This window comes from Streptomyces sp. NPDC031225 (assembly GCF_055570355.1).
This window is the reverse complement of record NZ_JBVIHJ010000022.1, coordinates 171,327-183,128: the sequence shown is the minus strand read 5'-3', so window position 1 is coordinate 183,128 and position 11,802 is coordinate 171,327. Positions and strand designations below refer to the sequence as shown.

Annotated in this window: 14 protein-coding genes; 6 read left to right on the top strand and 8 right to left on the bottom strand. The window is 69.4% G+C overall.

Features of this window, described 5'->3' with window-relative positions; all coding sequences use genetic code 11:
- Positions 1-390 precede the first annotated feature (390 nt).
- Positions 391-1,032, bottom strand: a complete 642-nt coding sequence (locus tag ACZ48Z_RS32615; protein WP_468739489.1) for a DNA-3-methyladenine glycosylase — start codon at positions 1,030-1,032, stop codon at positions 391-393.
- Positions 1,033-1,171: 139 nt separating this feature from the next.
- Between ACZ48Z_RS32615 and ACZ48Z_RS32610 the strand changes: the two genes are divergently transcribed.
- The 3 genes from ACZ48Z_RS32610 (at position 1,172) to ACZ48Z_RS32600 (ending at position 3,195) form a co-directional block, all read left to right on the top strand.
- The gene (locus ACZ48Z_RS32610; RefSeq protein WP_468739488.1) at positions 1,172-1,954 is read left to right on the top strand and encodes a sporulation protein; all 783 of its coding nucleotides are present in this window, start codon (positions 1,172-1,174) and stop codon (positions 1,952-1,954) included.
- A 43-nt stretch (positions 1,955-1,997) separates the two neighbouring features.
- Positions 1,998-2,537 carry a YbhB/YbcL family Raf kinase inhibitor-like protein gene (locus ACZ48Z_RS32605; RefSeq protein ID WP_468739487.1) on the top strand — a complete coding sequence of 180 codons (540 nt, stop codon included), beginning with the start codon at positions 1,998-2,000 and terminating at the stop codon, positions 2,535-2,537.
- Positions 2,538-2,688: 151 nt separating this feature from the next.
- On the top strand, positions 2,689-3,195 hold the full coding sequence (locus ACZ48Z_RS32600) for an HNH endonuclease (protein WP_468739486.1): 507 nt from the start codon (positions 2,689-2,691) through the stop codon (positions 3,193-3,195).
- Between the two features lie 107 nt (positions 3,196-3,302).
- Here ACZ48Z_RS32600 and ACZ48Z_RS32595 read toward each other — a convergent pair whose 3' ends face one another.
- From ACZ48Z_RS32595 to ACZ48Z_RS32585, 3 genes are all read right to left on the bottom strand, one after another.
- Positions 3,303-4,250 carry an SPFH domain-containing protein gene (locus ACZ48Z_RS32595; protein WP_468739485.1) on the bottom strand — a complete coding sequence of 316 codons (948 nt, stop codon included), beginning with the start codon at positions 4,248-4,250 and terminating at the stop codon, positions 3,303-3,305.
- A 130-nt stretch (positions 4,251-4,380) separates the two neighbouring features.
- Positions 4,381-4,812 carry an NfeD family protein gene (locus tag ACZ48Z_RS32590; protein ID WP_468739484.1) on the bottom strand — a complete coding sequence of 144 codons (432 nt, stop codon included), beginning with the start codon at positions 4,810-4,812 and terminating at the stop codon, positions 4,381-4,383.
- Between the two features lie 94 nt (positions 4,813-4,906).
- The gene (locus tag ACZ48Z_RS32585) at positions 4,907-5,704 is read right to left on the bottom strand and encodes an ABC transporter ATP-binding protein (protein WP_328746041.1); all 798 of its coding nucleotides are present in this window, start codon (positions 5,702-5,704) and stop codon (positions 4,907-4,909) included.
- Positions 5,705-5,843: 139 nt separating this feature from the next.
- Between ACZ48Z_RS32585 and ACZ48Z_RS32580 the strand changes: the two genes are divergently transcribed.
- Positions 5,844-6,632 carry a hypothetical protein gene (locus ACZ48Z_RS32580; RefSeq protein WP_468739483.1) on the top strand — a complete coding sequence of 263 codons (789 nt, stop codon included), beginning with the start codon at positions 5,844-5,846 and terminating at the stop codon, positions 6,630-6,632.
- A 178-nt stretch (positions 6,633-6,810) separates the two neighbouring features.
- Here the strand turns inward: ACZ48Z_RS32580 and ACZ48Z_RS32575 are convergent, their stop codons facing one another.
- From ACZ48Z_RS32575 to ACZ48Z_RS32560, 4 genes are all read right to left on the bottom strand, one after another.
- Positions 6,811-7,050, bottom strand: a complete 240-nt coding sequence (locus ACZ48Z_RS32575) for a chaplin family protein (RefSeq protein WP_468739482.1) — start codon at positions 7,048-7,050, stop codon at positions 6,811-6,813.
- A 194-nt stretch (positions 7,051-7,244) separates the two neighbouring features.
- A complete protein-coding gene (gene chpE / locus ACZ48Z_RS32570) occupies positions 7,245-7,490 on the bottom strand; it encodes a chaplin ChpE (protein WP_468739481.1) in 246 nt (81 codons plus the stop codon).
- A 155-nt stretch (positions 7,491-7,645) separates the two neighbouring features.
- Positions 7,646-8,287: a response regulator gene (locus ACZ48Z_RS32565; protein WP_468739480.1), complete on the bottom strand. Its 642-nt coding sequence runs from the start codon at positions 8,285-8,287 to the stop codon at positions 7,646-7,648.
- Positions 8,280-9,425 (bottom strand): GAF domain-containing sensor histidine kinase, encoded by a 1,146-nt coding sequence (locus tag ACZ48Z_RS32560; RefSeq protein WP_468739479.1) that lies wholly within the window; start codon positions 9,423-9,425, stop codon positions 8,280-8,282. Before ACZ48Z_RS32560 ends, ACZ48Z_RS32565 begins: the two co-directional genes overlap by 8 nt.
- A 334-nt stretch (positions 9,426-9,759) precedes the next feature.
- On the opposite strand from ACZ48Z_RS32560, the gene ACZ48Z_RS32555 reads away from it, so the two are divergent.
- Positions 9,760-10,458, top strand: a complete 699-nt coding sequence (locus ACZ48Z_RS32555) for an SDR family NAD(P)-dependent oxidoreductase (RefSeq protein WP_468739478.1) — start codon at positions 9,760-9,762, stop codon at positions 10,456-10,458.
- Positions 10,455-11,555 carry an S-adenosylmethionine:tRNA ribosyltransferase-isomerase gene (locus ACZ48Z_RS32550; protein ID WP_468739477.1) on the top strand — a complete coding sequence of 367 codons (1,101 nt, stop codon included), beginning with the start codon at positions 10,455-10,457 and terminating at the stop codon, positions 11,553-11,555. Before ACZ48Z_RS32555 ends, ACZ48Z_RS32550 begins: the two co-directional genes overlap by 4 nt.
- Positions 11,556-11,802 lie beyond the last annotated feature (247 nt).

The window sequence follows — 11,802 nt, the reverse complement described above, 5'->3', positions numbered from 1 at the left end:
TATCAACATATCTGGCGTTGATTTTTGGCACGCTGTTGAGTTCTCAAGGAACGGACGCTTCCTTTGTACTCACCCTCTCGGGCTTTCCTCCGGGCTTTTTCCCTTCGGTCTTGCGTTTCCGACTCTACCAGATCCTTTCGGTCCTGATTTCTCAGGGCCTTTCGGAACTGAATCCCGGTCGGCGGGGCCTTTCGACATTCACTACGTTAGCGGACTCCCTCCGCAACTCATAATCGAGTTCTGCGAGTTCGAATTCGGGCATGAGAGCACGCCGAAATCGCCCCCGCCGAGGGGAAGTCGTAGGTAGTGGTTTGGCCGCTTCCGGCTGCAGGCGATTGCCGTACCCGGGTCAAGCGGCTCGGGCCACGTTACGCATCTTCCAAGAGCGAGTCAACTTGAGCGGCGCCTCGGGACATGGGCCCGATAGGGGCTCACCGTCGGGTCGTTGGCGGCCCAGAACCGCCAGGGGTGCACGCCCCCGTCGCCGGCCACTCCGGTCCGTGGACCGTTGAGTACCTGGTCGGGGGGAACCGGGGTGCCGGCAAGCACCCTCAGTGGGGTCTCGCCAGCCCCGCACGCGTCCGTGCCGTTCAGGGCCCGGTCCACGCCCAGGGCGGTAGCGAGGCGAGCCGGTCCTTTGGCCAGTTCCTTGTCATTTCGGGCTGAGAGTCGACGTTTGCGCGCCAGATCCGCGCCTTCGAGGACCTCGCCTGCGCGGAGCAGGACGGCACTCGCGCGTCCCTCCGGTCCGCACACCAGGTTCATGCAGAACCACATGCCGTAGGTGAAGTAGACGTACACGTACCCGGGTGGACCGAACATCACGCTGTTGCGGGGCGTCTGGCCGCGATAGGCGTGGGAGCCGGGGTCGTTCGGACCGTCGTATGCCTCGACCTCCGTGAGGCGCACCGCGATCGGGCCGTCCGGGGTCGTACGGACGAGGGTGCGGCCGACGAGGTCGGGGGCGACTTCCAGTACAGGGCGGTCGAAGAACTCTCGTGTCAGTGGCGTACGGTCCGGGGGCGTGATCATGGCGTACGAGCGTAGTCCAGACGGGTGTGTGCCAAGGGGTGGTCAAGGGTCCGTCCGCTTGTCAGGGTGAGGGCGCGGAACCGACCACGGCCGGATCGCGTTTGTAGGGATCAGGAATCCGCGCGTTGTAAGGAGAGACATGGCGTTCAAGAAGCTGCTCGCGAGCCTGGGTGCCGGTGGGGCTTCGGTGGAGACGGTGCTGACCGAGGTCAACGTCGTCCCGGGTGGTGTCGTCCAGGGTGAGGTGCGGATCCAGGGCGGGTCCGTCGACCAGCGGATCGAGGGGCTGTCGGTCGGACTGCAGGCCAAGGTCGAGGTCGAGAGCGGCGACCAGGAGTACAAGCAGGACATCGAGTTCACGAAGGTGTCGCTCGGCGGGGCCTTCGAGCTGCAGCCGAACGCGGTGCACTCGGTGCCGTTCGGGCTGGAGATCCCTTGGGAGACGCCGATCACGATGATCGACGGGCAGGCGCTGCGTGGCATGAACGTCGGTGTGACGACCGAGCTGGCGATCGCGCGTGCCGTGGACTCCGGTGACCTCGACCCCATCAACGTGCACCCGCTGCCGGCGCAGAAGGCGATCCTGGACGCGTTCATGCAGCTGGGCTTCCGCTTCAAGAACGCGGACCTGGAGCGCGGTCACATCCGTGGGACGCGGCAGCAGCTGCCGTTCTACCAGGAGATCGAGTTCTTCCCGCCGCAGCAGTACCGCGGGCTCAACCAGGTCGAGTTGAGCTTCGTCGCGGACGGTAACGCGATGGACGTCATCCTGGAGATGGACAAGAAGCCGGGGCTGTTCAGCGAGGGCAGTGACACCTTCCGGTCCTTCCAGGTGGGTCTGCACGACTTCCAGGGCACCGACTGGGCCGGGTACCTCAACCAGTGGCTGTCCGAGGTCGGCAGCAAGCGCAACTGGTTCTAGGCTCGGAACTGCTGATTCCGGTGATCGATCAGGAGGTACCGAGGTGACTGAGCTCAAGCGGCGGCCGCTCCCCCATGATTTCCATCCGTCCGTGCCGTCGTTCACGGTGACGAGCGAGGACGTCGAGGAGGGTTCGCCCCTCAAGGACGCTCAGGTCTACGCGGCCGGCAACACTTCTCCGCAGCTGCGTTGGGAGGGCTTTCCGGGCGGGACCAAGAGCTTCGCCGTGACCTGCTATGACCCCGACGCCCCGACGGGCAGCGGGTTCTGGCACTGGGTGGTGTTCGACATCCCGGCCTCGGTGACCGAGTTGCCGGTGGGTGCGGGCAGCGGGAAGTTCGAGGGGCTGCCGGAGGGGGCCGTACAGGCGCGCAACGACTACGGGTCGAAGGACTTCGGTGGGGCCGCTCCGCCGGCCGGGGACGGGCCGCATCGGTACGTCTTCACGGTGTACGCCGTGGACCAGGAGAAGCTCGGGCCGGATTCCGATGCCTCTCCTGCTTTTGTGGGCTTCAACCTGCGGTTCCATGCGATCGCCCGGGCCCAGTTGATCGGCGAGTACGAGGTGCCTGCCGAAGCCTGACGTTCATGGGACGTTTGCCCGCCTCTGGTCTTGGAATTGATCAGGGGCGGGCATTTTTATTGCGTTGTCCATCTCGGCGTGCCCGGCCAGAGTTGATCCAAGCCCAAGCCCGCCTGGGGGTGGGCCGGTGCGCACGGGAGGTGGGCTGGTTATGCGGGACACGCTGGTACTGAATGCGAGCTTCGAGCCACTGTCGACGGTGACGTTGAACCGCGCCGTCGTTCTGGTGCTTCAGGACAAGGCCGTCGTCGAGCAGTCCCACCCCGAACTGCGCATGCGCGGAGCCGCGGTCGACATACCGGCGCCCCGGGTGATCAGGCTGTGCAGGTATGTGCGGGTGCCCTTCCGAAGACAAGCCCCGTGGTCCCGGCGGGGTGTTCTGGTACGTGACCGGCACAGGTGCGCATACTGCGGGCGGCGGGCGACGACCGTGGACCACGTGCTGCCGCGGTCGCAGGGTGGTCAGGACACCTGGCTGAATACGGTGGCCTCCTGCGCGGAGGACAACCACCGCAAGGCGAACCGGACTCCGGTGGAGGCTGGGATGCCGTTGCTGCGGGAGCCGTTCGAGCCGACTCCGGCTGACGCGATGCTGCTGTCGCTGGGGCGCGAGGACTTCTCGGCGCTGCCGGAGTGGTTGGCCGGAGAGGCCGCATAGTCTTCTGCCCTGAACGGTTCGGTTGGCGGCTGCGGGTTCGTCGTGGCTTGTCGCGCGGTTCCCCGCGCCCCTGGGTGGGTGCGGGGAACCTTGCTTTTCCGGGACTGTCAGTCGATCTTCGGGTTCTCCCGGCGTTCCGAGCCGCCGTTGCCGCCGTTGCCGCCGCCCGAACCGCCGCCGAAGTTGCCGAAGTTGCCCATCGCTCCGGAGAGGCCCTTGAGGGCGTCGCCGATTTCGCTGGGGACGATCCAGAGCTTGTTGGCGTCGCCCTCGGCGATCTTGGGGAGCATCTGGAGGTACTGGTAGCTGAGGAGCTTCTGGTCGGGGTCTCCGGCGTGGATGGCCTCGAAGACCGTGCGGACGGCCTGGGCCTCGCCTTCGGCGCGGAGGGCCGCCGCCTTCGCTTCACCCTCGGCGCGCAGGATCTGGGACTGCTTCTCACCCTCGGCGGTGAGGATGGCGGCCTGGCGGGTACCTTCGGCCGTCAGGATCGCCGCGCGCTTGTCACGGTCGGCGCGCATCTGCTTCTCCATCGAGTCCTGGATGGAGGTCGGGGGCTCGATCGCCTTCAGTTCCACGCGGTTGACGCGGATGCCCCACTTGCCGGTGGCCTCGTCGAGGACGCCGCGCAGGGCCGCGTTGATCTCCTCGCGGGAGGTCAGGGTCCGCTCCAGGTCCATGCCACCGATGATGTTGCGGAGCGTGGTGACGGTGAGCTGCTCGATCGCCTGGATGTAGCTGGCGACCTCGTAGGTGGCGGCCCGTGCGTCGGTCACCTGGTAGTAGATGACCGTGTCGATGTTGACGACCAGGTTGTCCTGGGTGATCACCGGCTGCGGCGGGAACGGCACGACCTGTTCACGCAGGTCGATGCGGTTGCGGATGGTGTCTATGAACGGGACGACGATGTTCAGTCCCGCGTTGAGTGTCCGCGTGTAGCGGCCGAAGCGCTCCACGATGGCCGCACTGGCCTGTGGGATGACTTGGATCGTCTTGATCAGGGCGATGAAGACCAACACCACCAGGATGATCAAGACGATGATGACCGGTTCCATCGTGCTCCCCGTGCCCTTCTCCGCCTCGGTGTTCTCGGAAGATCTTATGGTTGTTGAAGATCTTGCTGGTCGAGTCTGACAGACCGTCGTGTGACGCGTGGTGCGTTCGGTTCAGTTGCATCCTGCGAGGTCACATGATGATCGCCGTGGCTCCCTCGATGTCGACGACATCCACTTCCTGGCCTACGTCGTAGGCACGGCCGGTTTCGAGAGAGCGTGCCGACCAGACCTCGCCGGCGAGCTTGATCCGGCCGCCCGCGCTGTCGACGCGCTCCAGGACGACGGCCTGTTTGCCCTTCAACGCGTCGATTCCCGTGACGAGTTGGGGGCGCTGTGAGCGATGCCGGTTCGCAATGGGCCGTACGACGGCGATGAGGGCGACCGAGACGGCGACGAAGACGAGCACCTGGACGACGACATCACCGCCGAGTCCGGCCGATACCGCTGCGGCGACGGCGCCTGCCGCGAACATGGCGAACTCCGGCATCGCGGTCACTACGAGCGGAATGCCGAGCGCTGCCGCCGCGACGAGCCACCACACCCATGCGTTGATGTCGTTCACGTGGTCATGGTAGGTCCGGGGGTACCACCTCGGACAGGGCGCGATGGAGCGGGAACGGGCTTCTTACCCCTGTTTTTGCGGGTACTTCACGTGATCACGACAGCGGCAGGCCGTGCGCGGTCCAGCGGTCGCCGACCTGTTCGACGACGAGAGGGAGGCCGAAGCAGAGGGACAGGTTGCGCGAGGTGAGTTCGAGCTCCAGCGGACCAGCGGCGAGGACCTTGCCCTGGCGGATCATCAGGACGTGGGTGAAACCGGGGGCGATCTCCTCGACGTGGTGGGTGACCATGAGCATCGAGGGGGCGATCGGATCGCGGGCGAGCCGGCCGAGGCGGCGGACCAGGTCCTCGCGGCCGCCGAGGTCGAGGCCCGCGGCCGGCTCGTCGAGGAGAAGGAGCTCGGGGTCGGTCATCAGGGCGCGGGCGATGAGGGTGCGCTTGCGCTCGCCCTCGGAGAGGGTGCCGAACTTGCGGTCCAGGTAGTCGCTCATGCCGAGGCGGTCGAGGAAGGCACGCGCGCGCTGTTCGTCGATGTCCTCGTACTCCTCCTGCCAGCCGGCGGTCATGCCGTACGCCGCTGTCAGTACGGTCTCAAGAACGGTCTGGCGCTTGGGGAGCTTGTCGGCCATGGCGATGCCCGCCATGCCGATCCGCGGGCGCAGTTCGAAGACGTCGGTGCCGGGCCTGCCGAGGGTCTCGCCGAGGATGGTGGCGGTGCCCTTGCTGGGGTAGAGGTAGCTGGAGGCGAGGTTCAGGAGCGTGGTCTTGCCGGCGCCGTTCGGGCCGAGGATGACCCATCGCTCGCCTTCCTTGACCGACCAGGAGACCTGGTCCACCAGAGCCCGGTCCTCGCGGACCACGGATACGTCCTGAAGCTCCAGAACATCGCTCATGAGCGCGTTGTCTCCCCTTGCTGTGTGACCGGTGTCGGCGTCTCGGCTGTCGCGTGCGCGCAATCGGCGCAGCCCTCGATGAAATCTACGCCACCGGTCGGCCGCTCCCTTCCATCGGTCCGGTCCTTAGGGTGGGGGCATGCTCTCGGAACCACGCTCTGGACGCCTTGCCGCTTGGGGAAACGGCCTTTTGGCCGGACTTGTCTCACCGGACGACGCCGCGCTGGCGATCGTCGGTGACGATGCCGCGCACCGGGTCGAAGGGCTGCCGGGTGAGACGGCGGCCGTCGGTCTGACGCTGGCGCTCGGGCGGCTGCGGTCGCTCGGGGTCACCGGTCTGCGGGTCGCGCTGCCCGCTCCCGGGCATCCGCTGGGGCTGAGCGGGCCGCCGGACTTCAACGCGCGCGCGTTGGAGGCGGAGGAGGCGGTGGTCTGTTACGGCGCCGCGCTGGGCCTGGTGCCGGAGGTGTATGAGGCCGGGCCCTCGGGTGATGTGCATGTCGAGGTGGTGTGGCATGTGCTGCCGGTGCGGGAGGCGCCGCCGGCCGATGTGCCGTCGCTCGGCGAGGCCGAGCGGGAGCTCGCGGAGGCCCTGCGGGAGGCGACTGAGGTGTTGTCGCGGTTGGATGTGGCCGGGTCGGGGCCGGTGGCTGAGGCGGCGCTCGATGCGTACCGGGCGCGGGCCGAGCGGGGGCGGGAGGTTCTGGCGCCGGGGTATCCGCCGCGGGCTGTGCGGGTGTTGGAGCTCGCTCAGCGGGTGGGGTTGTTGGTGTCGCTCGCTCATGAGAACGGGCACGGGGCGGCTGTGACCGCCGGGGAGATGGGAGCGCGGTCCGAGGCGCTGAGGCCGGTGGAGCGGACGGCCCGTAGGGCCCTGGTGGCTGCGTACAACGCGTATGTGGAGGAGCTGGAGCGAGGGGTGCGGTGAGTTGTGCGGGTGCGTCGTGGCAGGTCGCGCAGTTCCCCGCGCCCCTGAAAGACTCAGTTGCACCCACTTGGGGGCGCGGGGAACTGCGCGACCAGCCCCCACCGGCCCACAGCCGACGCATACCAAAGGCCCCACAAGTCTCCGTCGACTTGTGGGGCCCCGCGGCTCGGATCCGACGTCAGTCGTTCACACCCGTGTTACCGAAGGCCGGGTTCAGCAGGGCGATGACGTTGGCGGTGTTGCCGACCACGTTCACCGGGACGTGCACCGGCACCTGGACGAGGTTGCCCGAGGCGACACCCGGCGACTTCACGGCCGCGCCGTCGGCACCCGCGTCGGCGACAGCGGCACCGGCAGCGGCACCCGTGGCGATACCGGCGACGGTGATGGCCACGGCGGCCTTCTTGGCGATGTTCATGAGAAGCGTTCCTCCTGCGTTTGCGTGTCCGACCCGGCCGCGGGTCGTGCGCTGGTCAACGCGGAAGGGAGGGGGACGGTGCGCAGATGTGAGCAGGACCGACCGTTCGGATCATTCCTACGACAAAGAGACCGGCCTCCCGGGTGCGCGGGGCGCCCGGGAGGCCGAAGTCACTGCTCGCTCGGCGAGGGGAATCAGTGGTTGATGCCGAGGTTGCCGAAGGCGGGGTTCAGCACGCCGATGACGTTGACGCTGTTGCCGACCGCGTTCACCGGGACGTGCACCGGGGCCTGGACGAGGTTGCCGGAGGCGACGCCGGGCGAGCCCACGGCGTTGCCGTCGGCGTGCGACCCGTCGGTGGCGGAGGCCATACCGGCACCGGCGGCGATCAGCCCGCCGGCCACCATCGTCACGGCCGCTGCCTTCTTCAGGTTCTTCACTTCTAAGCCCTCCTAGCGATTGCCGCGGCAGTCGCCGCAGCACGCACTGGAGAACGGCGGAGATCCACGAAGGATGCGCCATTCGGGGGACATTCCCACGACGGTATGAATCTCACTCCGGAGCGGAACCCTCCGTATTGCCGACGCCCCGTGGATCAACCGGCCATACCGTGGCGAACCGCCCACAGAGCCGCCTGTGTTCGGTCCGCCAGGTCGAGCTTCATCAGGATGTTCGAGACGTGGGTCTTGACGGTCTTCTCGGAGAGGACCAGCGCGCGGGCGATCTCCCGGTTGGAGCGGCCGTCGGCGATCAGCATGAGCACCTCACGCTCCCGCTCGGTGAGCGAACCGCCCCTGCCCAGGCCGGAGTTGTTCTCCTCCTGGGACAACAGGACGCCGGCCACCTCGGGTTGGAGCAGGATGTGGCCGGCGTGCACGGAGCGGATGGCACCGGCCAGGGCGTCGGGGTCGACGTCCTTGTAGACGTATCCGGCGGCACCCGCGCGCAGGGCCGGGACCACGGTGCGCTGTTCGGTGAAGCTGGTGACGACCAGCACGCGGGCGGGGTTGTTCAGTTCGCGGAGTCTGCGCAGGGCGTCGATGCCGTCCATGCCCGGCATCTTGACGTCCATGAGGACGACGTCGGGCTGCAGTTCCTCGGCGCGCTCGACGCCCTCGGCACCGTCGGCGGCCTCCCCCACGACCTCTATGTCGTCCTGCACCTCCAGGAAGGTGCGCAGGCCGCGGCGGACGACCTGGTGGTCGTCGACGAGCAGGACCCTGATCGCGTCAGCCACCGGGTACCTCCATCTCGATCGTGGTGCCCTTGCCGGGCGCCGACTCCACGGTCAGCGTGCCGCCGACCCCGCTCGTCCGGTCCCGCATGGAGACCAGGCCGAGGTGTCGCCCCGCGCGGCGGATCGCCTTCGGTTCGAATCCGCTGCCGTCGTCCGTGACGCGCAGGACGGCTCCGTTGCCGCGCCGGTCCAGAGTCACGTCCACGTGCTCGGCGCCCGAGTGCCGCAGCGCGTTGTGCAGGGCCTCCTGGGCGACGCGGAGCATGGCCTCCTCCTGGGCTGCGGGCAGTGCGCGGAAGCTGTGTGCCGCGAAGGTCACGCGGGCGGCGTGGGCGCGGTCCAGTACCTGGATGTGGGTGCGGAGGGTGGCGGTCAGGCCGTCCTCGTCCAGGGCGGCGGGGCGCAACTCGACCACCGCGGCGCGCAGTTCGTCGGCTGCCTCGGCGGCGAGCGCGGCCACCTGCTGGAGCTCGCCCTTGGCGCGGGCCGGGTCGCGGTCGACGAGGGCGGTGGCGGCCTGGGCGGTCAGGCGCAGGGAGAAGAGCTTCTGGCTGACCGCGTCGTGCAGTTCGTGAGCCAGGCGGGAGCGCTCCTCGGCGATGGTGAGCTCGCGGCTGCGTTCGTAGAGGCGGGCGTTGGTGAGGGCGATCGCGGCGTGCTGGGCGAGGATGGCGAGGAGTTCCTCGTCGTCCTCGGTGAAGCCGCATCCGCCCTCCGGCCTGGGGCAGTTCTTGTTCGCGAGGAAGAGGGCGCCGATGACCTCGTCGCCGTCGCGGATCGGCAGACCCAGGAAGTCGACCAGGTCTGGGTGGGCGGACGGCCAGCCCCCGAAGCGAGGGTCCTCGCGGACGTCGGCGAGGCGCTCGGGGGTGGCCTCGTGGAGCATCGCGGCGAGGATGCCGTGCTGCCGCGGGAGCGGGCCGATGGCCTTCCACTGCTCGTCGCTGACGCCGTCGACCACGAACTGGGCGAAGCCGCCGTGGTCGTCCGGGACGCCGAGGGCGGCGTACTGCGCGTCGAGCAGCTCGCGGGCGGAGGCCACGATCGTCTTGAGGACGTCCCGCACCTCCAGGTGCCTGCTCATGGCCAGCAGCGCGGAACTCACCGCGGCGAGGCCGGACCGGGGGCCTTGACTCATGACCTCACGGTACCGGCGGGGTGTGACAGCGGGGATCGGGCCGGTGACGGCAGTCGGCTGGGGCGCGGGACCTAGGACCTGCCCGGTGGGGCGTGCCTGGGCGCGGGTCGTGGCCCGCGCATCTGCGGCGTTGTCGTCGGTCACCGGGCTTCGGCTCGGCCGGGCCGCACTGCTCGGTGCAGCCGGACGGTCCCCGGCCCGTGGTGGGTGGGTCGGCGGCGTAGGACGAAGGGACCCGCTGTTTCGGGACCCGCGTCCGAGGCGGGGCCCGGGGTGGTCTTCCTACGGTGAGGTCACCGCCCGGTGGTGGCGGTGGGAGACGAGAGGGCGTGCCATGCCGGTTGCGATCATCACGGGGGCCTCGAAGGGGCTGGGGCGGGCGCTCGCCGAGGCCCTGGCCGCGCGGGGCTGGGATCTGGTGCTCGACGCCAGGAACGCGGAGGTGCTGCGGGCGACCGCGGCCGCGATGAGCGAGCAGGGGGCCCGGGTGACGGCCCTGCCCGGGGACGTCACGGACCCGGCGCACCGCTCCGAGCTGGTGGCCGCGGCCTGGAAGCTCGGCGGCGTCGATCTGCTGGTGAACAACGCGAGCGCGCTGGGCGCCGAGCCGCTGGTGCGCCTGGAGAGGCTGGCTCCGGACGGGCTGCGCCGCGCACTGGAGGTGAACGTCGTGGCCGCGCTGGGCCTGGTCCAGGAAGCGCTGCCGCTGTTGCGGACCGCGGCGGCCGGGTCGGTGATCGCCGTCAGCTCGGACGCGGCGGCCGAGGCGTACGAGACGTGGGGCGGTTACGGGGCGTCGAAGGCCGCCCTGGACCACCTCATGGCGGTGTTGGGCGAGGAGGAGCCTCAGCTGCGGGTGTGGGCCGTCGACCCCGGGGACATGGCGACGGACCTGTACGCGGCGGCCGTACCGGACGACCGGGACCCGCGGCCCGAGCCGGCCAGTGTGGTGCCCGCCTTCCTGCGGCTGCTGGACGAGCGGCCGGTGAGCGGGCGGTACGGGGCGCCGGCGCTGCTGGAGGGCCGGCGATGACGCTGACGGTGCAGGTGCCGGAGGAGCTGTCGGCGCGCGTACCGGCCGAACAGCGCGGCCCCGGGCTGGACCGGGATGCCGTACGGCTCCTGGTGTCGCGTGGGACAGAGGTGTCGCACCACGGGTTCCGGGAGTTGCCGTGTCTGCTGCGGGCCGGGGATCTGCTCGTCGTGAACACCTCGCCCACGCGGGCCGCCGCCGTGGACGCGTGGAGCGGGCACGCACGCGTGGTGGTGCACTTCTCGGTCCTCGGGGACGACGGGCGGTGGGCCGTCGAGCTGCGGGAGCCGGACGGCACGGGCACCACGCGCGCGCGTGCGGGCGGTCCCGCGGGCACGGAGATACGGCTGCCCGGGGACGTCCGGCTGGTCCTGGAGGAGAGTCTGAGTGAGGCGAGCGGGCGGTTGTGGTGGGCCCGGGTGACGGGGGCGACGGGTTTTCGGGCCGGTCCGGCGATGCACCGCCTGCTCCGTGAGTACGGGCGGCCCATTCGCTATTCCTATACGGAACGGGACCAGCCGCTGTCCGTCTACCAGACGGTCTTCGCCCTCCCCTCCCCCGACGGCACCGGCAGCGCCGAGATGCCCAGTGCCGCCCGGCCCTTCACCGCGCGGCTGGTGACGGAGCTGGTGAGCCTCGGTGTGCAGTTCGCACCGGTCACGCTGCACACCGGGGTGGCCTCGGCGGAGGCGCACGAGCCGCCGTATCCGGAGCGGTACGCGGTGCCGGCGGCCTCCGCGCGGCTGATCAACGCGGTGAGGGCCGGGGACGGCAGGGTCGTCGCCGTCGGGACGACCGCCGTGCGGGCCGTGGAGTCCGCGGCCGGGGCCGACGGGGTCGTACGCGCGCGTGCGGGGTGGACGGATCTCGTGGTGACCCCGGAGCGCGGGGTACGGGTGGTGGACGGGCTGCTGACCGGACTGCACGAGCCCGAGGCCTCGCATCTGCTGATGCTGGAGGCGGTCGCGGGGCGGGCGGCGGTCGACCGCGGCTACGAGGAGGCGCTGCGCGGGCACTACCTCTGGCACGAGTTCGGGGACGTGCATCTCCTCCTTCCGGACGAGGGCCCTCACACAGAGCATTGCTGCAGCAACTAGCGGTGAGACCGCCTTCCGCTCGGTGTGAGCCCGCACATAGGGCGCAGATCACGTACGAAGGCAGATAGGAGACACAGGCTTCCGTCGTGAACGGGGCAGACGTTCCAGTCTGTCCCGATTTGCCATCCCCCGGTCCACTACCCCGGATCGTACGTCACACCTTTGCCGTGGCATTTTGCGGCCGCTAAGAATGGCTCTCGTCGCTCAACGCCGTGGGTCCCGCCCGCGGCGTTTGTGCAGGAAGCAC

Bases quoted from the DNA above. Each gene is read 5' to 3' on its own strand.
- ACZ48Z_RS32615 (WP_468739489.1), bottom strand. From the start codon at position 1,032: ATGATCACGCCCCCGGACCGTACGCCACTGACACGAGAGTTCTTCGAC.
- ACZ48Z_RS32610 (WP_468739488.1), top strand. From the start codon at position 1,172: ATGGCGTTCAAGAAGCTGCTCGCGAGCCTGGGTGCCGGTGGGGCTTCG.
- ACZ48Z_RS32600 (WP_468739486.1), top strand. From the start codon at position 2,689: ATGCGGGACACGCTGGTACTGAATGCGAGCTTCGAGCCACTGTCGACG.
- ACZ48Z_RS32595 (WP_468739485.1), bottom strand. From the start codon at position 4,250: ATGGAACCGGTCATCATCGTCTTGATCATCCTGGTGGTGTTGGTCTTC.
- ACZ48Z_RS32585 (WP_328746041.1), bottom strand. From the start codon at position 5,704: ATGAGCGATGTTCTGGAGCTTCAGGACGTATCCGTGGTCCGCGAGGAC.
- ACZ48Z_RS32580 (WP_468739483.1), top strand. From the start codon at position 5,844: ATGCTCTCGGAACCACGCTCTGGACGCCTTGCCGCTTGGGGAAACGGC.
- ACZ48Z_RS32575 (WP_468739482.1), bottom strand. From the start codon at position 7,050: ATGAACATCGCCAAGAAGGCCGCCGTGGCCATCACCGTCGCCGGTATC.
- ACZ48Z_RS32560 (WP_468739479.1), bottom strand. From the start codon at position 9,425: ATGAGTCAAGGCCCCCGGTCCGGCCTCGCCGCGGTGAGTTCCGCGCTG.
- ACZ48Z_RS32555 (WP_468739478.1), top strand. From the start codon at position 9,760: ATGCCGGTTGCGATCATCACGGGGGCCTCGAAGGGGCTGGGGCGGGCG.
- ACZ48Z_RS32550 (WP_468739477.1), top strand. From the start codon at position 10,455: ATGACGCTGACGGTGCAGGTGCCGGAGGAGCTGTCGGCGCGCGTACCG.